Annotated in this window: 15 protein-coding genes and 2 pseudogenes; 12 read left to right on the top strand and 5 right to left on the bottom strand. The window is 41.5% G+C overall.

Annotated features, from left to right (window positions below):
* Positions 1-23 precede the first annotated feature (23 nt).
* The 4 genes from BWD121_RS06355 (at position 24) to BWD121_RS06340 (ending at position 3,557) form a co-directional block, all read left to right on the top strand.
* Positions 24-686, top strand: coding sequence for a thiamine phosphate synthase (locus BWD121_RS06355; protein WP_078663819.1), 663 nt, complete (start codon positions 24-26; stop codon positions 684-686).
* Positions 687-729: 43 nt separating this feature from the next.
* The gene (locus BWD121_RS06350) at positions 730-1,815 is read left to right on the top strand and encodes an SEL1-like repeat protein (RefSeq protein ID WP_078663818.1); all 1,086 of its coding nucleotides are present in this window, start codon (positions 730-732) and stop codon (positions 1,813-1,815) included.
* Between the two features lie 374 nt (positions 1,816-2,189).
* On the top strand, positions 2,190-2,762 hold the full coding sequence (gene efp, locus BWD121_RS06345) for an elongation factor P (RefSeq protein ID WP_078663817.1): 573 nt from the start codon (positions 2,190-2,192) through the stop codon (positions 2,760-2,762).
* Positions 2,763-2,765: 3 nt separating this feature from the next.
* Positions 2,766-3,557 (top strand): inositol monophosphatase family protein, encoded by a 792-nt coding sequence (locus BWD121_RS06340; protein ID WP_078663816.1) that lies wholly within the window; start codon positions 2,766-2,768, stop codon positions 3,555-3,557.
* Positions 3,558-3,935: 378 nt separating this feature from the next.
* On the opposite strand, the gene BWD121_RS06335 is transcribed toward BWD121_RS06340, so the two are convergent.
* A complete protein-coding gene (locus tag BWD121_RS06335) occupies positions 3,936-5,753 on the bottom strand; it encodes an ABC transporter transmembrane domain-containing protein (RefSeq protein ID WP_078663815.1) in 1,818 nt (605 codons plus the stop codon).
* Positions 5,754-5,958: 205 nt separating this feature from the next.
* Between BWD121_RS06335 and rpmE the strand changes: the two genes are divergently transcribed.
* Positions 5,959-6,180, top strand: a complete 222-nt coding sequence (gene rpmE, locus BWD121_RS06330) for a 50S ribosomal protein L31 (RefSeq protein WP_078664090.1) — start codon at positions 5,959-5,961, stop codon at positions 6,178-6,180.
* A gap of 451 nt (positions 6,181-6,631) precedes the next feature.
* On the opposite strand, the gene BWD121_RS06325 is transcribed toward rpmE, so the two are convergent.
* Positions 6,632-7,378, bottom strand: coding sequence for a YebC/PmpR family DNA-binding transcriptional regulator (locus BWD121_RS06325; RefSeq protein ID WP_078663814.1), 747 nt, complete (start codon positions 7,376-7,378; stop codon positions 6,632-6,634).
* Positions 7,379-7,799: 421 nt separating this feature from the next.
* On the opposite strand from BWD121_RS06325, the gene BWD121_RS06320 reads away from it, so the two are divergent.
* The 6 genes and pseudogenes from BWD121_RS06320 to ftsH all read left to right on the top strand — a co-directional run bounded on the left by BWD121_RS06320 (position 7,800) and on the right by ftsH (position 15,348).
* Complete coding sequence (locus BWD121_RS06320; RefSeq protein WP_078663813.1) at positions 7,800-8,519, top strand: cell cycle transcriptional regulator TrcR; 720 nt, start codon at positions 7,800-7,802, stop codon at positions 8,517-8,519.
* A 628-nt stretch (positions 8,520-9,147) separates the two neighbouring features.
* Entirely contained in the window at positions 9,148-9,708 is a 561-nt protein-coding gene (gene pal / locus BWD121_RS06315; RefSeq protein ID WP_078663812.1) for a peptidoglycan-associated lipoprotein Pal, read from the top strand.
* 759 nt (positions 9,709-10,467) lie between these two features.
* Complete coding sequence (locus tag BWD121_RS06305; protein WP_143245263.1) at positions 10,468-11,304, top strand: hypothetical protein; 837 nt, start codon at positions 10,468-10,470, stop codon at positions 11,302-11,304.
* Positions 11,289-11,717, top strand: a pseudogene (gene tilS, locus BWD121_RS08530) (tRNA lysidine(34) synthetase TilS); the annotation flags it as partial. The gene BWD121_RS06305 and the pseudogene tilS, both read left to right, overlap by 16 nt.
* A 470-nt stretch (positions 11,718-12,187) precedes the next feature.
* Positions 12,188-13,156: pseudogene (locus BWD121_RS06295) on the top strand (ATP-binding protein); the annotation flags it as partial.
* Between the two features lie 137 nt (positions 13,157-13,293).
* Positions 13,294-15,348, top strand: coding sequence for an ATP-dependent zinc metalloprotease FtsH (gene ftsH / locus BWD121_RS06290; RefSeq protein ID WP_078663807.1), 2,055 nt, complete (start codon positions 13,294-13,296; stop codon positions 15,346-15,348).
* A 383-nt stretch (positions 15,349-15,731) separates the two neighbouring features.
* Here ftsH and BWD121_RS08260 read toward each other — a convergent pair whose 3' ends face one another.
* Positions 15,732-16,280, bottom strand: a complete 549-nt coding sequence (locus BWD121_RS08260) for a hypothetical protein (RefSeq protein WP_143245262.1) — start codon at positions 16,278-16,280, stop codon at positions 15,732-15,734.
* 424 nt (positions 16,281-16,704) lie between these two features.
* Between BWD121_RS08260 and glmM the strand changes: the two genes are divergently transcribed.
* Complete coding sequence (gene glmM / locus BWD121_RS06285; protein ID WP_078663806.1) at positions 16,705-18,054, top strand: phosphoglucosamine mutase; 1,350 nt, start codon at positions 16,705-16,707, stop codon at positions 18,052-18,054.
* A gap of 614 nt (positions 18,055-18,668) precedes the next feature.
* On the opposite strand, the gene BWD121_RS06275 is transcribed toward glmM, so the two are convergent.
* Together BWD121_RS06275 and BWD121_RS06270 are read right to left on the bottom strand one after the other, a co-directional pair.
* Positions 18,669-19,106 (bottom strand): phage holin family protein, encoded by a 438-nt coding sequence (locus tag BWD121_RS06275; RefSeq protein WP_078663804.1) that lies wholly within the window; start codon positions 19,104-19,106, stop codon positions 18,669-18,671.
* A gap of 3 nt (positions 19,107-19,109) precedes the next feature.
* Entirely contained in the window at positions 19,110-19,436 is a 327-nt protein-coding gene (locus tag BWD121_RS06270; protein ID WP_078663803.1) for a DUF883 family protein, read from the bottom strand.
* Positions 19,437-19,726 lie beyond the last annotated feature (290 nt).

Raw genomic sequence — 19,726 nt, 5'->3', positions numbered from 1 at the left:
ATTTAATCTTGAAGGGAGGCTTTATGGTCCATCAGAAAAATAAACCAATTGAACATTATTCTTTTCCTCAGTTGGTTCTAACATTGGACGTTCGACGTATTATTGAGCCTGCATTTTTACGTCAACTTTTGCAAACAAAGTCCTTTGCTTGCGTTATTTTATATGATTCATTTGTTGATCAGGGCGATGGTGCTTTTTTACAAAATAGTGCTGAAATGTATGCTGATGATATTCAATACAATGGGGCTGCCCTTATTATTGCTGAAGATAGCCGTATTGCTGGCAGAATTAAAGCTGATGGGATGCATCTGGAGGGTGGTCTTGATGCTTTTGACGTGTTGGAGAATCAGAAAAAAAACCAAAAAATAGTCGGTTTTGGGAATTTACGAACACGCCATTGTGCTATGAGTGTTGCTGAAGCTGGGGTTGATTATGTGTTTTTTGGAAAACTGGGTGCTGATAAAAAACCATCTTCCCATCCTCGAAATATTGCGTTAGCAAAATGGTGGGCTGAGATTATGGAAGTGCCTGCTATTATCCAAGCAGGTAGTGATCTTGCAACTGTTGATGAAGCCTTAGAAACAGCATGCGAATTTATTGCCATTGAAGAGATGATTTTTGCTCATGATCACCCTTTTATTGTGCTTGATAAGGTTAAAGAAAAATGCAAAAATCACCCTTTATAGGGAAGGGATAAGGATATCCATAATGAGCGGGTAGAGGGCATCCATGATCAAATTGTTTACGTATGTGTTGATTTTTACAACTTTTTTGTCTTGCTCTGCTGTTGCAGGCCCTGTTGGAGAAGAAGCAGCATCAAATGTTGAAGCTGAATCTGGTAAGACAGAAGAATCACAAGATAAATCCACTTTAAAGGTATCTCAAAGCACGACAAAAATGCAAGATCGTGAGAGTTCTGCTCAAATATTAAAAGCAGGGCAATATGATGAAGCCTATAATTATTATATGCAAGGCGATTATTTAAAAGCTTTTCATGAAGCGCTCAAACGTGCTAAATACAATGATCCAGCTGCGCAAACTTTGATTGGTCAAATGTATATGGAAGGATATGCTGTTCCCCTTGATGGTGAGCGCGCTGCTTTATGGTTTGGGAGTGCTGCAAGGCACGGTGACCCACAAGCACAACTGCGCTATGGTCTTATGTTATTTAGTGGGGCCTTTGTTACAAAAGACAAAGAGCGTGGCATAGAATTTGTTCAAAAGGCACTGCACGCTGGTGTGAGGGAAGCCTATTTCTATTATGGGCAAATTCTTCTTCATAAAGCTTTCGATGAAAAAAAACATCTTGAAGGTGTGACTGTACAAAACCAGCAAGATGAAGCAAAAGAACAAGCTTTGAGGTTGTTTTTAAAAGGTGCTGCTCTTGGTGATCCTGAAGCCGCTTTTGCTGCTGCAAAAATTTTGTCTGAGGGAACTTTAACAAAACCAAAAGATGATTATAATGCACGAAGATTGATTGAGATTGCAGCTCAAAATAAGCACCTTATGGCTCAAATGCTGTTGGCACAATGGTTAATTGAAGGTCGTGGTGGAGAAACCGATTTTAAACGGGCTTTTTATTTGCTCTTTGACAATGCCGTTAAAATGGTTGCGGTGGCACAAGTTAATCTGGCAAGACTTTATCGCGATGCAATAGGGGTAGAAGGCGATATTGTTACTGCTGCTGCATGGTATATGGTAGCAAAGCAGGCGAAAGTGCAAGCTTCTGATCTTGAAGTGATGCTCCAGGGAATGAACAAAGAGCAATTGAAGGAAGCAGAACGAAAAGCAATTGCATTTATACCTGTTCTTTAAATGTATTTTGGGTAAAATTAATTAGTGGTTTTAGGAAATCATTTTCACCAAATCATTTTTGGGCTCTTCTCATAAAGAGGTAGTTTTTAGGCAAATCCTATAGGGTGGTTGTTCATATAAGGGTGGTTTTTTGCAAAATTGTTTAAGGTTTTCTTCCAGGGTGTTTTATAGTCTTGCAAAAAGCTGAAAGACTAAGGTACACAACAACTCTTATTAAAAAAAACCAAATGAGGTTTTAAAAACCATAATGGTTTAAGAAAATATAATAGTTTGAAAGAATAAAATAAGTTTTAAAAGATGCAATGGTTTGAAAAAGTCAGGTAAGACCTGGAAAAATTAATGGGTTTTTAAAGGGACCAGATGGAATATAAACGATGAAAATTAATGGTAATGAAATTCGCCCTGGAAATGTTATCGAGCATCAAGGAGGTTTGTGGGTTGCTGTTAAATGCAATGCTGTCAAGCCAGGAAAGGGGGGTGCCTTTAACCAGGTTGAGATGAAAAATCTGATTGATGGAACAAAGCTCAATGAGCGGTTTCGTGCTGCTGAGACTGTTGAAAGAGTACGGCTTGAACAAAAGGATTTCACATTCCTTTATGAGCAAGGTGATATGTTGGTTTTTATGGATTCAAGTTCTTATGAACAGCTTGAATTGCATAAGGATTTTGTCGGTGATCGTGCTGCTTTTTTACAAGATGGAATGGTTGTCACTGTTGAGCTTTATCAAGAAAAACCAATTGGCATATCGCTGCCTGATCAAGTTGTTGTGACAATTGCTGAGACTGAACCTGCAATTAAAGGGCAAACTGTCACCTCATCTTATAAGCCCGCAATTTTAGAAAATGGTATTCGTATTCTTGTACCACCTTTTATTCAGGTTGGTGAACGTGTTGTTGTTGACACCAATGAATTAATTTATGTGCGCCGCACGAATGAAAAGGGATAAAATATGGCACGTTCTGCAATCATGAATATCATGGTTCAAGCTGCCCTTAAGGCTGGCCGCTCTCTGGTGCGTGATTATGGTGAGGTTCAAAACTTACAGGTTTCTTTAAAAGGGCCGGCTGATTATGTGAGCCAGGCAGATCGCAAAGCTGAAAAAATTATTTTTACTGAATTGATAAAGGCACGGCCTAAATTTAGTTTTCTGATGGAAGAGTCAGAAGAAATTATTGGGGAAGATTCTCAGCATCGTTTTATTGTTGATCCTCTAGATGGTACAACAAATTTCTTACATGGTATTCCTTTTTTTGCTGTTTCTATTGCTTTGGAACGTCAAGGGCAGATCGTTGCTGGCGTAATTTATAACCCTATTTTAGATGAGCTTTTTACAGCTGAACGCGGGTGTGGAGCTTTTTTAAACGATCGGCGCTGCCGTGTGGCAGCACGGCGTAAATTGGGAGAATGCGTGATTGCAACAGGAATGCCCCATTTTGGAGGTCGCAATCATGGACACTACCTTGTTGAATTGCGCAATGTTATGAGTGAAGTTTCTGGTGTTCGTCGTTTTGGTGCGGCTTCTCTTGATTTAGCTTATGTGGCTGCTGGAAGAACAGATGGATACTGGGAAGATAATCTTCAAATTTGGGATATGGCTGCTGGAATCATCATCGTTCGTGAAGCAGGGGGTTTTGTCAGTGATAAAAATGGTGGGAACGCTATGTTTGGCATAAAAAACATCATCGCTGGTAATGAATTTATTCACGCTCAATTAAGTCAAACCCTTAAAAAAGGTGTGTGAAAAGTTAGGCGATAACTGGTAATCAGACGCACATCAAGCCTGTGAGTGGTAAGGTGAAAGGGGAAGGGGCTTGCCCGCTGGCCTGTGAGGAGCAAGGGCAGGGGTTGTCTGTTATGAGCGCTGGTTGAAGCTGGTGGAGGGGGTGGTTGTTAGTTGGTGATGAGGAAGGAGATTTGCCTACTTGCTTGTGAGGAGTAAGGGTAGGAGGTATATGTTTTCAGCGTGAGTGAGAGTTTGTGAGGGGTATGTTTAGAGTTCGTGATGGATATGTTGATAGGCTGGTGAGGGGGATATGGTTGATAGCACTCTAAATGTTTTAAGATTATTTGAGTGCTATGTTTTGATGTGTTTTAAGGTTCTGGATATTTTACAAATCTTTTATGATTGTTGGTCTGGTGAAAATTGCAGTTGAGCCCAATGTGCATAAACCCCATTTTGCTCAATCAATTGGGAATGGGTTCCTTCTTCAATGATAGTTCCTTTGTCGAGAACGAGGATGCGGTCTGCTTTTAAAACTGTTGCCAAACGGTGTGCGATCACCAATGTTGTTCGGTTATGCATGAGCCCTTCCAAGGCTTCTTGCACAAGCCTTTCGTTATGTGCATCTAAAGCTGATGTGGCTTCATCAAGAAGCAATAGCGGGGCATTTCTTAAAATTGCCCGTGCGATGCCGATACGTTGTTTTTGCCCACCGGAGAGCATGATTCCACGTTCTCCAACCTGGCTGTTAAAGCCTTCTGGAAGAGATTCGATAAATTCAAGTGCATTTGCTGCTTTTGCTGCAGCAATGACCTGTGCTTCATCAGCATCTTTTGTACCAAAGATGATGTTTTCGCGCAGTGTGCCTTCGAAAATAACAACCTCTTGCGGGACATAAGCGATTGATGAGCGTAGATCATAAAGAGAAAGTCGGTTAAGATCAACGCCATCAAATTGGATTTTCCCTTTTAGGGGATCGTAAAAACGCAAAATGAGAGAAAAAAGAGTACTTTTTCCTGCCCCTGAGGAACCTACAAAAGCAACAGTTTCACCGGGTTTGATAGAAAAGAATAAATTTTGCAAGACCTTTTCTTGGGGCCTGGAGGGGTAGTTGAAATCAATCTGATCAAAGACAATAGCTCCTTGAACGGGGTGAGCTAAGGGTAAAGGGGAATCTGGTGTTGTGATGGTTGGTTTTTCTTGCAACAATTCGGCAATTCGTTCTGTTGCACCTGCTGCTTGTACTAATTCTGCTCCAAGTTCGGATAATTGTGCAAAGGTCATGGCGCCAAAAATTGCATAGAGTACAAATTGACCAAGTGTACCGCCAGACATGGTGCCATTTAAAACATCACGTGATCCAATCCATAAGACGGCAACAATGCTCCCAAAAACAAGAAAAATTGCACAGCCGGTGAAAAAGGAGCGCAAAACGACAGAAAATTGCGCTGTTTGAAAAGCGCGTTCAATAAGAGATGTGAAACGAGCAGAAATAAAATTCTCAGACGTAAAGGCTTGTACAGTTCGAATGGCGTTTATCTGTTCAGAGGCAAGAGCATTTGCATCTGCTAAACAATCTTGTGCAGTGCGTGTGCGTTGGCGAACTTTACGCCCTAAGATAATCAATGGAATGGCAACAAGGGGAATGGCAAGCACAACAAGAAGAGATAGTTTAAGATTGGTGATGACCATCATCACAATTGCGCCAATTACCACAATGAGATGACGCAAAGCTGTTGAAGTTGTTGACCCAACAGCTGTTTTAATTTGTATTGTGTCTGTGGAAAGCCTAGACATAATCTCACCAGAGCGAGAATGGTCAAAAAAAGCAGGTGAAAGCTGTGTGATATGGACAAAAAGATCACGGCGTAAATCAGCAACAATACGCTCGCCCAATGTGATGACACAATAATAACGGCATGCTGAAGCAAGTGCTAAAAGTAAGGCTAATACAAATAAAATGCCAAAATAAAAATTAATATTACCGTGACTTGAAGCGGAAAAACCGTGGTCAAGCATCTGACGAATAGCAAGAGGCAAGGCCAATGTGACAGAAGCGGCAATAAATAAAGCTACAAAGGAATAAAGAACAAGCCAGTGATTGCGTTTAATATAAGGAGCAAAAGTTGCAAGTAAAGCAAAAGAAACTCTTTTTTTAGGAGGTTGTGTAGATTTGGCAGAGTGATTTAATGACGTTGTGGGGGGGTGCTCGTTCATCTTATTCCTTTTTATCTTGATTTCTTATAAAGTTTTATAGATTCTTATAAGACTTTATGGATTGATGAGCTTTGCACACTTGTTTTTTTATGTACGCTCAGTTATAAAAATCTTAATTCAATTAATGTATCAAAAAGACGAAGCGAGCGCACTTAAAAAAAGCAAAACAGCGCTTTTTCGTTGTGTAAAAGCGAAAGTATGCCGTATGAAACCGAATATTCATCCTGATTATCATATGATTTATGTTGTTATGACTGATGGAACTAAATATGAGACGCGCTCAACATGGGGAAAAGAGGGAGATACCCTTTCTCTGGATATTGACCCTACAACCCACCCAGCGTGGACTGGTGGTTCTCAAACATTGGTCGATCGTGGTGGTCGTGTTTCTAAATTTAAAAATCGCTTCGGTAATCTCGGTGTCTAAAATATTCAATCTCTAAAGATAATATTAAAGATAGTATTTTGAAGTTTGCAATGTGAGAATTGAGCTCATGTGAGCGCAATGGATTTGGCGCGTGATGTTGTAGGAGGGGGCATTCAAACTTTCAGACGTAAAGTTCAGCTTTCAAAAACACAGGCGTATGAGGCTTGAGGCGATTTGTGAGCATTGAAATCACGTGGGGTGAGTGGATGTTTGAAGGGGGAATGGACAATTAACATTTTATGCATGTGGTGAATATGCGTGTGGTGAAAGAGTTTTGCGTACCGAATGCTCAACGCATGCGTTGGAAATGCTTAATTAAAAATGCTCAAGCGTGTAAATTACAAAAAACTAAAAAAATTAAAAAAGCCCCTTGCTGCTTTCAAAGAGATACTCTTTGACGCATTCAATCAAACTTCGTGGTAGTAGAGCAGGTGATGATTTAGAGCCAGTTTTATGGAGATAGCTTGGCTAAAATTTCATCACTGACATCAAAATTGGCATAAACATTTTGCACATCATCATCGTCTTCTAATGTGGTGAGAAGGCGTAAGATAGATAAAGCTTTTTCTTCATCCACGGGTGCAAGGGTGGTTGCTTTCCAAACGGTTTTAATGGACTGCGCTTCACCAAGTGTTGCTTCTAATATTTTTGAAACTTCACCAATATTTTCAAAGGCACATAGAATGTGGTGGCCAGTCTCTTCTGTTTGAACATCTTCAGCACCAGCTTCAATGGCTGCTTCCATGATAGTGTCTGGTGTGCCTGCTTCAAGATTATAGATAATTTCACCGATTCGGTTGAACATGAAACTGACAGACCCTGTTTCCCCTAAAGCACCGCCGGATTTGGTAAAGGCAGCACGCACGTTAGAGGCGGTGCGGTTGCGGTTATCGGTTAAAGCTTCAACAATGATTGCAACACCGCCTGGACCATAGCCTTCATAGCGCACTTCATCATAATTTTCGACATCACCGCCTGAGGCTTTTTTAATGGCGCGTTCAATGTTATCTTTGGGCATAGATTGTGATTTAGCGTTTTGGATAGCTAGTCTTAAACGCGGATTCATTGCCGGATCAGGAGCACCTTGTTTGGCTGCAACTGTAATTTCACGTGCAAGCTTAGAGAACATTTTTGAGCGTATCGCATCTTGACGCCCTTTACGGTGCATAATATTTTTAAATTGTGAGTGGCCTGCCATGGCTTCCCTTTCAGTTTGGACGATCACACACCTTGTCTGGCAAAGTATACGCTTATAGGTTGTCTGGCAAAATATATTGTTTAGCAAAATAATATATGTTGTCTAACAAAAATATATGTATTGCAACTAGGGTGCGCAAATTGAAAAAAACCTTATAAGAAGATTCATGAAAAAGGTAAATACACTCTTGCCATGATCATCCAAAGACATGTGTCTTGTCGTGGTAGAAAAATCACGCTATAAAGACGGGTAGTTTCATGAAAAAGGAGGAGATTTCGTGGAAAAATGGTTTACTCTATGGTTCTTCATTGGAAGCCGTGATAAGCCATTATGCATTTCAGAGATAAACGCCCAGAGTTCCTAAAGTGGGCAGTAACTTGCTTTTAGTCTTAAAAAAAGCAAACAAAAGGATAGTATAAAGATGGCAACAAAACTTTTGATGCCCAAAGCGACAGCTGTGTGGTTGGTTGATAACACGGCACTTTCTTTTGATCAGATTGCAGAATTTTGTCAGTTGCATGTTTTGGAAGTAAAAGCCATTGCTGATGGTGAATCTGCTCATGGGGTTAGAGGTCTTGATCCCATTAGTTCTGGGCAATTGACACGCAATGAGATTGCTCGTGTGGAGGCTGATCCAAAAGCACGTTTAAAGGTTTGCAAATCAAGAGTGCGTATTCCAACACCAAAACGCAAGCGTGCTCACTACATCCCTTTGTCTCGACGCCAAGATCGCCCCAATGGGATCTTATGGTTAGTACTTAATCACCCTGAGTTAAAAGATGCGCAAATTTCACGATTGATTGGAACAACAAAAACAACCATTGAGCAAATTCGTAATCGGACACATTGGAACAGTGCTAATTTAGTTCCTTTGGACCCTGTGGGGCTTGGTTTGTGTTTGCAAATTGATTTGGATATTGAACTCCAACGGGCTGCAAAAAATCGTCCTCTTCCTACACGACAGAAAAGTGAAACTTTGCTTCCTGCATCGGTGACAGAAAATTTTGTTCTTAGTGATGGTGAGTCTCAATCGGCTGCTCATGTTGAAGATGAACCAATTGTGGACAACAATTTTGATGCTGATAAGGTTTTTGCCAAACTAAATGCGCTTAAAAAGGACCATTCTGATAATGAACATTAGTATTATTTAGCGTTAAAAATGGTAGTGGTTTATTCTTATGCAAAGGGGCTTTAGGATTTCGCATCTCTCTTGTTTAAGAAGAAAATTTTGATAAAAAATTGCATCTCAAATAATTGGCAAATCTCAAGTGATTGTGAATTGCAAGTGAGGTGGTTATCACATGATCGTGCATTTCAAATAAAAGCATATTAGCATATTTCAAATGATAGCGTATCTCAAACGAGGGTGATTTAAATGTTGGTGAGGTTGAAATTAATTGCCAATGTTTAAGGGAATCAAGGGTGAATCAATTGTGGGCGAAAACTTGTAATATTTTTGCCAAGCTCAATATGCTTTTAAGAAGCCATTCAGATAGCTAAAGTGAGCGTGTAGAATATTTACAGCTTGAAAGGACTTTGGACTTTAAGGGGGTAAAGCACTAAGGTTGCGCAAAAATAATAAAGAACAGAGCGAGAAGACTTGAAAAGGGCCGCGAAAAGGAAGAGAATGCAAAAAAGAAAAAGATATGTAAATGACAAAGAAAGTGTTGTTTTAAGTCAAATATTTACTTTTTTGTAATAAAAATTTTTAGGGGATAATGTGTTAAAATTCCTTAACTTTGGTGCTTTTTATTAAGGAGAATCAGCGTATGGGGTTTATTGAGAACATACTTTGTCGTCCACTGATTGTGGTCTTTTTTGTTTTGTTGAGTGTTGTTGGTTGTGCCAAAAAGAATTTGGATGAAACTGGTGGTATGCATTCTTCTATGAGGAATGCAAATTTTAGTAGTGCTGTAAGTGGTTCAACACAAGATTTTACGGTGAATGTGGGAGACCGTGTTTTCTTTAGTCTTAATTCTTCTTCTATTGAGCCTGATGCTGAGCATGTTTTGAAGCGTCAAGCTGAGTGGTTATTGCGTTATCCTCATTATTTTGTTACTGTTGAAGGGCATGCTGATGACCGTGGAACACGTGAATATAACTTAGCCCTTGGGCAGCGCCGTTCTATTGCTGTTCGCGATTATCTCGTTTCTCTTGGTGTTTCTTCACAGCGGATGAAAACAATTTCTTATGGAAAAGAAAGACCTGTTGCTGTATGTGATGATATTTCATGTTGGAATCAAAATCGGCGTGTTGTTTTGACAATCGATTCCGCAAATAGGGGTTATGTCCGTAACCGGTGGATTAAAGCCGGGGTGGATGGTAGTTAAAAAGTGAAATCAACAGTCTGTTAGAGATCATTAACAATTATTTAGGGGAGAAAAAATTTTGCATGCTGGGCGCAAAAAGAGCTGGAAAGCTAGTTTTTTGTATCAATTATCATTCTGGCATGCTTGCGTTTTTACATTAATTGTGGTGGTTTGTCTCTTTTGGCCTGTTCAAAGTACACCTCAAAATGTTATTCAATTTTCTGATCGCGATTTAAATTCATATTATGGTCACAGTTTGGGCGCATGGGTTGCCCACAGCATGGATCCATCTCTCCCCCAGAGTATGGATTCGGCTTTTGATCAGAGTTTGGGTACATTGGGTGCCCAAAGTGTGGGTCCATCTCCCCCCCTTCGAGTATGGATCCATTTTCTGATCTCAATTTGGGCATATTGAGTGCCCAAAGTATGGGTCCATCTCTTCCCCCGAGTGTGGACCCGTCTTCTGGTCAGAGTCTGGGCATATCGTCCGCCCACAGTATGGACCCGCCTCTCCCCCCGAGCAGGGGTCCATCTTCTGACCAGAGTTTGGGCACATTGGTTGCCCAAAGCGTGGGTCCAACTCTTCCCCCGAGTGTGGGCCCGTTTTCTGGTCAGAGTCTGGGCATATCGTCCGCCCATAGTATGGACCCGCCTCTCCCCCCGAGCAGGGGTCCATCTTCTGATCAGAGTTTGGGCACATTGGTTGCCCAAAACGTGGGTCCATCTCTTCCCCCGAGTATGGGCCCACTTTTTGTTTACAGTGTAGATGCGGCGCAAAAGGTGGCTGTGGATCGGCAGGATACTTTTCTTCAAGACAAAGATTTGGATCTTCTTTTGCGTGCGATACAGGGGGTGCTAGAGCGGGATAAACGAGGAGAGAGAGAAGAGCGTTTGTTTCGACAACATTTGCTTGATCTTTTTAATCAAGAGGGCTCTTTTCGTTATTATTGCCCTTCGAATAATCCTTATTTAGAGGAGACAGCTCAGGTGATTAAGGGGCAAGGTGGAAGCCAAGATGAAGCGATTCAAGGTGGCAAGCACAATAAGGAGCACAGTCAGGAAAAAAAGCACAGTAAAAAAGGGGGTAAGAGTGGTGCTGTTGATGGTATGGGTGATGAGCGTAAAAATGGCATAAAAGCAAGGCATGGTGAGCATGTACTGCGTGGGGAGGAGGGTGAAAAGAATGGTGCTGCCAAGCAGGTGGATGGGGATGAAGATCAGCGCTTATTGCCTAAAAAACTGTATAAAAAGGGCTATGATTTTATTCTTTCTGCCGATTATGCTGAAGCTGAAAAAGTTTTTTGTGCTTTTCAAAAGCGTTATAAGCAAGATCCTTTAGTTGGTGATGCTGTTTTTTGGTTGGCAGAATCTTTACTTGGGCAAGAACGCTATCATGAAGCCGCGCAGGTTTATTTGTATGTATGGTATACGTATAAAGATACCTTATATGGTTCTGAAATTTTGCTAAAATTAGCAATGAGTGTAGCTGCTCTTGGTCAAAATAAAGCGGCTTGTGATGTTTTTGCTGACATTCCAAAACACTACCAAACGTTAGAGTGCGTTTTTTGTAAACGTCTTAAACAAGAACAGAGTCGTTCTCAGTGCTCATTCAATTAGCAAAAATTTTTAAGAAGTCAGATTTTACCCATTGTCAGAAGTTGATTGTGGCAGCTTCTGGTGGGGGTGATTCGCTGGCTTTGTTGTTTTTGCTTAAAGATTATTTTAAGACACTGCTTTCTCCCCCTGAGATTATTGTTGTTACGGTTGATCATCAATTGCGTGAAGAATCAGCATGTGAGGCTCAGAAGGTGGCAGAGATTTGTCGCGCTTATCAGATTAAGCATGTCATTGTGCGGTGGGAAGGCACGAAGCCAAAGACGGATATTTCTCAAAAAGCACGTGTTGCACGGTATGATTTATTGTTCCAAGAAGCTGAAAGACAGGGTGCAAAGCTCATTATGACAGGGCACACCCTCAATGATCAGGTCGAAACCTATTATATGCGCTGCCAACGTGTCTTAAAGGATAAAGCGGTTTCACAACAGGAGGGGCGGGGTGATGGGGCTTTTGCTTTAAGATCAAAGGGTGGGGTTTTTGTTCGTATAGAGCAGGGTGATGAGGCTGTTGATGCGCAGTGTGGGGTTAAGGTCGCGGGTGTTTCACAACAGGGGGGGCGGGGAGATGAGGCTTTTGCTTTAAGATCAAAGGATGGGTGGGGTGTTCGTGTAGAGCAGGGTGATGAGGCTGTTGATGCACAGTGTGGGGTTGAGGTTGCGGGTATTTCACAACAGGAGGGGTGGGGAGATGAGGTTTTTGCTTTAAGATCAAAGGATGGGGGGGTGTTGGTGTAGAGCAGGGTGATGATGGGGCTGTTGATGCACAGTGTGGGGTTGAGGTTGCGGGTATTTCACAACAGGAGGGGTGGGGTGATTATAATAATACATGGGAAGAGATGGGTGTAACAAGCCCATTAAAAGACGTTGGTGTCTTAAAAGATAATGGTGAATTGATTGAACGTGGTTTGTCTTGTATTGCGCGTGAAGCATTGTTGCGCCGAAAAGTGCGTTTGATTCGCCCACTTCTTGGCATTAAGCGCGACACATTGCACGCTTATTTGCGTTTGCGAGGAATAGCGTGGATTGATGATCCGACAAATGATGATTTGCGTTTTGAACGCGTACGTGTGCGCCATTCTATACGCTTTAAAAGCTTTTTCGAAGTTGCTCAAAAAGTCAATGAAGCTGCGTTAAAACGACGTCAATACGCACAGATGATTGCTGATTTGATTCTAGCCTTAGATATTGTTGTTGAGTATGGGCGATGTTTTATTGAAAGGCCTGCGCCCTTTTTACGCTGTCATCCCGGTTTTCCATTTGTGGTGGGGCTATTTGCTGTGTTAATGGGAGGCCGTTCTTATTTGCTTGCATCTCAAAAATTGAATGCTCTTAATCAAAAATTGTGTCTCCACTCTTTAGAAAAAAAGCGCTTTACTTTGGCTGGGTCTCTTATTGAATATAGTCAAAAGGGAATTGCTTTTTGGCGTGAAGCACGAAACATTCAAGAAGCAATCATCCTTCCTGGGCAAACCCTTTTATGGGATGGGCGCTATCAGATCACCAATCATGAGAGAGATGCCCTTAAAGTGCGTGCAGCTGATCTTGTTCATTTAAAACAGTTTTTTAGGTATGGAAAATATTTTTCCAATACTCATATAATTAAGAAGGGTGAGGTGATTGGGGATATGGTTGATTTTGAAGCTATGGTTGATCGTAAACGACCTCATTTTCCTTCGTTGCAATCTCTTCCATTGGTTTTAGGTGCCAAAGGCATTGATATTCCAGAGCTTTCTCATCGCTCTTGTTGCCATAAAGTGACTGTGCAGCGCATTCTTGCACCTTTTAATTGGCTATCATTGTGCGAAGATGCTGCTCTTATTAATGCTGTAGAACCTTTTTTTAACATTACGTGAAAACATTATGTGAAAAAGATGAAGAAAAATCGTTTTAAAAAATGATAAACATCTCATTCATATCTTGGCAAGGCGTGGACAAGATTATATGTTACTCATAATTCTATAAAAATTTATATCTGATAAATGGACTGAATATGAATTCCAATTACCGCTCCCTCATGATTTGGGGGCTCATTGCCTTAGTACTCATTGCGTTATTTTCTTTTTTTAATGGAAGCACCCAGCGGACTGGGAATGGTGAGCTTTCCTATTCTGATTTTTTAAAAAAAGTCGAGAATAACGAATTTACAACTGTGACCATCCAGGGTCAAAAGTTAACAGGACATACGGCTGATCGTCGAATCATTTCAACTTATGCACCAAGAGATCCCTCTTTGGTACAAAAATTGGAAAATAAGAAGGTTAATGTGAAGGCTGTGCCTGAAAGTTCTGGGAATAGTATTTTTCTGAATTTATTATTCTCTCTTCTTCCTGTTATTATTATCGTTGGGGCGTGGATCTTTTTTATGCGACAAATGCAAAATGGATCACGTGGTGCAATGGGGTTTGGGAAATCAAAAGCAAAATTGCTAAGTGAGGCGCATGGGCGGGTCACCTTTCAAGATGTTGCTGGTGTTGAAGAAGCAAAGCAGGATTTGCAAGAAATTGTCGATTTTCTACGTGATCCACAAAAATTTCAACGTTTAGGCGGGCGTATTCCCCGTGGGGTTTTACTCGTTGGGCCACCAGGAACTGGAAAGACCTTGCTTGCACGCTCTGTTGCTGGGGAAGCTAATGTTCCGTTTTTTACCATTTCAGGGTCAGATTTTGTGGAAATGTTTGTGGGGGTTGGGGCAAGCCGTGTTCGTGATATGTTTGAACAAGCTAAAAAAAATGCTCCTTGCATTATCTTTATTGATGAAATTGATGCGGTTGGGCGTCATCGTGGTGCAGGACTTGGCGGTGGAAACGACGAGCGTGAGCAGACATTAAACCAGTTGCTTGTTGAAATGGATGGGTTTGAACCTAATGAAAGCATTATTTTAATTGCTGCAACAAACCGGCCAGATGTGCTTGACCCTGCTTTGTTAAGACCAGGGCGGTTTGATCGACAAGTTGTTGTACCAAACCCTGATGTTGCTGGGCGTGAGCAGATCTTGAAAGTTCATGTGCGCAATGTGCCTTTAGCGCCCAATGTTGATTTGAAAGTATTGGCAAGAGGAACGCCGGGATTTTCCGGTGCTGATCTGATGAACCTTGTTAATGAAGCTGCTTTAATGGCTGCAAGCCGCAACAAAAGAGTGGTGACAATGCAAGAGTTTGAGGATGCAAAAGATAAAGTCATGATGGGGGCTGAACGCCGTTCAACCGCTATGACACAAGAGGAAAAAGAATTAACCGCCTATCACGAAGCGGGGCATGCTATTGTGGCTTTAAATGTGCCTGTTGCCGATCCTGTTCACAAAGCAACAATTGTGCCAAGAGGAAGAGCTTTGGGGATGGTTATGCAATTGCCTGAAGGCGATCGTTATTCCATGAGCTATCGGTGGATGATTTCACGCTTGGCTATTATGATGGGTGGAAGAGTGGCCGAAGAATTAAAATTTGGAAAGGAAAATATCACATCTGGTGCGGCTTCTGATATTGAACAAGCTACAAAATTGGCGCGTGCTATGATCACAAGGTGGGGATTTTCTGATATGCTTGGCAATGTTGCTTATGGTGATAATCAGGATGAAGTTTTTTTAGGTCATTCGGTTGCAAGAACGCAGAATATCTCTGAAGAAACGGCACGTATGATCGACACGGAAGTGCGCAGACTCATTGATGATGCTTATAAAAGTGCAAAAAAAATACTTACAACAAAAAAGAAACAGTGGTTCGCGTTGGCCCAAGGCTTGTTAGAATATGAGACATTAACTGGTGCAGAAATTAACGAAGTGATTGCGGGCAAACCACCTTCACGCACCCAAGGCAATGATCATGTGCCTGCCCGTACTTCATCTGTGCCTAAGACAGGTGGTAAGGGTGGAAAAGAAAAACCCAAATCTCATGTTGCAGAAAAGAAAATTGATGTTACTGAGAAGAAAACTGATGCTGCTGAAAAGAAAGCGCGTAGTTCTAAAGGTACTTCTAAAAGTACGCTAAAAGCAGGTGATGACAAGAAGGTGAAAGCAAAGAGTGATTCTAAGAACAATCCAGATGCTTAGAAATGGGTAAATAGTACTCGATGCAAAAAACTTCCCTCTAAAATTTGAGTAAAGTGGTAAGCAGGAGATTTTACTAATTAAGTCGGAGATTTTTTAACAATAAGTGAGAGGTCTTTGGCTAATTGCGTAGGTTTTTTTGTGTGCAGACAAGTTTTGAAAAGATGGAAGGGTGTTTGGGGTATTGCTTTATGAGTTGTCTATAGGGATCAGGATTTTTGTGCGTGGAGGTAAAATTGTTTATCAATAGGCCTTTATACGAAAGACTAGTCTTTTCTGAAGATTGGTAGCTTTGTGAGGAATGGTCTTGAGAAGCGAGGTTTGTAAAAGCAGTTGGTGACTTGGTAGATTGGTGGGGGCAAGTTGGTGAGTTGGGTGATTGTAGTTTAAAGCGATGATGGTTTGAGGGGGGCGATGACCCCGAAGGGGCTGTGGTTTGAATGGTTGGTAATTTGGGGGGTGATGAGTTGAAAAGGCTCTGGGTAGAAAAGTTTGTAAGAGCAGTTGGCGATTTGGTAGATTGATGAGGCAGGTTGGTGAGTTGGGTGATTGTAGTTTAAAGCGATGATGGTTTGAGGGGGGCGATGACCCCCGAAGGGGCTGTGGTTTGAATGGTTGGTAATTTGGGGGGTGATGAGTTGAAAAGGCTCTGGGTAGAAAAGTTTGTAAGAGCAGTTGGCGATTTGGTAGATTGATGAGGCAGGTTGGTGAGTTGGGTGATTGTAGTTTAAAGCGATGATGGTTTGAGGGGGGCGATGACCCCCGAAGGGGCTGTGGTTTGAATGGTTGGTAATTTGGGGGGTGATGAGTTGAAAAGGCTCTGGGTAGAAAAGTTTGTAAGAGCAGTTGGCGATTTGGTAGATTGATGAGGCAGGTTGGTGAGTTGGGTGATTGTAGTTTAGAGGGTAATGGTTTGAGGGGGTGATGACCCCCAAAGGGGCTGTGGTTTGAGTGGTTGGTAATTTGGGGGGTTGATAAGTTGAAAAGGCTCTGGGTAGAAAAGTTTGTAAGAGCGGTTAGCAACTTGGTAGATTGATGAGGCAGGTTGGTGAGTTGGGTGGTCTGTAGTTTAAAGGGTAATGGTTTGAGAGAGGCGATGATCCCCGAAGGGGCTGTGGTTTGAGTGGTTGGTAATTTGGGGGGTTGATAAGTTGAAAAGGCTCTGGGTAGAAAAGTTTGTAAGAGCGGTTAGCAACTTGGTAGATTGATGAGGCAGGTTGGTGAGTTGGGTGATTGTAGTTTAAAGGGTGATGGTTTAAGGTGATCGATGATCCCCGAAGGGGCTGTGGTTTGAGTGGTTGGTGATTCATTTGAGAGGTCCATGACCCGAAGGGTCTTCTGGGTGGAAAGGGAAAAAAGATGGCGCAAAAATATTTCGGAACAGATGGTATTCGGGGGAAAGCCAATTGTTTTCCTATGACACCAGATTTTGCCATGAAAGTGGGGATGGCTGTGGGTGTTTTGTTTCGCTCACAAGGACAACCGTGCCGTGTGGTAATTGGTAAAGATACCCGATTGTCTGGTTATATGCTTGAAAATGCTTTGGTTTCAGGATTTACCGCTGCTGGAATGGAGGCTTTTTTGCTTGGGCCTGTGCCAACCCCTGCTGTTGCTATGCTTTGTCGTTCTCTGCGGGCGGATATTGGAGTGATGATTTCTGCTTCTCATAACCCTTATTACGACAATGGAATTAAGCTTTTTGGTCCTGATGGTTTTAAGCTTTCAGATAAAATTGAAGCGAAAATTGAACAATTACTTGAGAAAGATCTTTCACATTCTTTAGCAGATTGTGCAGAAATTGGACGTGCAAAACGGGTTGAAGGGGATATTTACCGTTATATCGAATATGCAAAACGCACGCTGCCGCGTGATGTGCGTTTGGATTCTTTGCGCATTGTGGTCGATTGTGCGAATGGTGCTGCATATAAGGCTGCACCACTTGCTTTATGGGAATTGGGTGCAGAGGTTATTGCGATCAATCATGAGCCTAATGGTTTTAATATTAATCAAGAATGTGGATCCACTGATCTGACCTCTTTAAAAGAAAAGGTTCATGAAGTGCGTGCCGATGTGGGGATTGCTCTTGATGGGGATGGTGATCGTGTTTTAATGGTTGATGAAAAAGCCCAAACCGTGGATGGTGATCAATTGATTGCGGTGCTTGCTGAACATTGGCACAAAATTGGTCGGTTGCAGTGCAATGGTGTTGTAACAACCATTATGGCAAATCTTGGGTTGGAGCGTTTTTTAAACGCTAAAGGATTAGATTTGGTGCGTACTCAAGTTGGGGATCGCTATGTTGTCGAGGCGATGCGTGAGAAGGGGTATAACGTTGGTGGGGAAAATTGTGGGCACATTGTCTTAAGTGATTTTGGGACAACGGGTGATGGGTTGGTTGTTGCTTTGCAGATTTTGGCGTGTATGAAAGAAAGCCAACTTTCGATGAGCGAGCTATGTAAGCGTTTTGAGCCTGTGCCTCAGATTTTGAAAAATATAACAATTAAAGACAAAAATGTATTGAACAAATCTCCGGTCAAAACTGCAATTGATCAAGTAACAGAGAGTTTGGGAAAAGAAACACGGTTGGTTATTCGTGCTTCTGGAACTGAGCCATTGATTCGTGTGATGGTTGAAGGTAATGATACCAAAGCCATTAAAGCTATTGCAGCAGATATTGCGGATGTTATTGTGCGCAATGATCGTGTTTAGAATGTTCCAAGCGTGGTTGTAGAATACTCTTTCTGGGGGAGGGTAGATTTTAAGAGCAATCTAGAGTGCCTTTATCTTGTGGGGTGTTTTTGGTGATTGAGGATTATTCTTCTCATTAAAGGCTGGGAAAACAAATCGCGGTTGTAAACTGAATTAAATCAATCTCATCGGTTTATTATTCTGACGATGGTAATGGGGTTTACTCGATTCGTATTCTTTGTGTGCAGAGCTTTTCTCAATATTTCATGAGCAAGTTGAGTTTAAAGGTGTGTGTGCCTTTTTACAGAGGTGAATGTTGTGGGGAAGAAGATAGGTGTGTGGGCTTTGGTTGGCGAGAGGTGCTGGACGTTGTTGTGTGGTGTATGCTTGTTGGAAGGGGGATGAGGTTGAGTGCGTTTGAGGAATGGTACAAGCTGTGGGTGTTGTTGTGGGATCAGTGCACGTGGGAAAAGGATTGAAGGTGGTTAAATATGAGGAGGAGGTTGGGAGTGTGTTTGAAGGGGGCAAATGTGTTCTGTGTGGGGTAGGTTGTGCTTTTTGCAAAGGAAAAGGCACATTCTTTCTATGCCGAGAGAATGTGCCTTTTGGGGGGTGAATCACAATAGCTATATGTTTTAAAAGTGATCTTTTTTATCTTTTCGCCATAAGAGATAAGTTGCAAGTCCCAAGGCTGGCAATCCTAATTTAACAAGAGGCAAATATTTGCTCAGCATTGCGATGCTGGAAAGGGTCGACTCTGTCATAAATTTACGGTGTTGTTCCTCATAGTATCTTTGATAATTGCGTTGTTGATATGCTTTGAAAAACCGACTTAGCAAAACACTTAATCCTGCAATAAAAAACCAAATAAATACCATTGTTGTAGCTGCTCCAACTGGGGGCATTACTAAACGCAAAGCAAAAAAGCTTAAGACATTTAAAAACACTAAAGCCATTAATAATGAAAATCCAATAATCCCATAGCAAATTGCTTGAATGCGGATCTGCTTGATCGTATTTTTGAGATTTCCACCAGTCAATTGGTACAGTAAGGGTATAATAGACATTTGCATAAATTAACGACGGATTAAGTAAGATAGAACAAAGCCAATGCCGGCTGCAACCAAAACGCTCTTGCTAGGATTTTTGCGTACACATCTGCTCAAATTATGTTCAAAATCGCTTAATACGTCTTTAGCTTGTGAGGCGATGTTTTCGCCATTGTCTTTTACTGAGGAGTAGAGTTTTGTTGCTTTGTTTTTGGCTTCACTTAATGTGTTTGAACCAAGATCACTTAGTGCTGAGGTTATATTTTCCATTTCACTGCGTAATTGCTTCAGTTGAGCATGCAGATCTTTTTCTGTTGATGTTGCTCTCTCATCTGCTGCTTTGTTGTTTGCCATAATGATTCTTCCTTCTTTTCTTGGGTTATTTTTGATTCATGGTGAAGGCTATCACCTGAGTCAAAGATTTGAACATTCGTTAGTGTTTAACGCCCCCAAATCATATTGGTTCCATGCTTAATACAATTTATAAGTGTATTTTTTGTAAATGTTATTTTTCTTCAAGAAGTCTTAGCGGTATAGGGCAGGTTACGCAAAAAACTTTAAAATAGGCCATTGCATGGACAAAATCTTTTTATGGTTCTTTTTTTCATGAGGTTTTGCAATAGTCTATGCTCCCTTTTGCGATT

This window comes from Bartonella sp. WD12.1, from assembly GCF_002022415.1.
In the GTDB taxonomy this organism is placed as follows: Bacteria; Pseudomonadota; Alphaproteobacteria; order Rhizobiales; family Rhizobiaceae; genus Bartonella.
The sequence above is the reverse complement of the archived record's forward strand: the minus strand, read 5'-3'. Positions and strand labels throughout refer to the sequence as shown.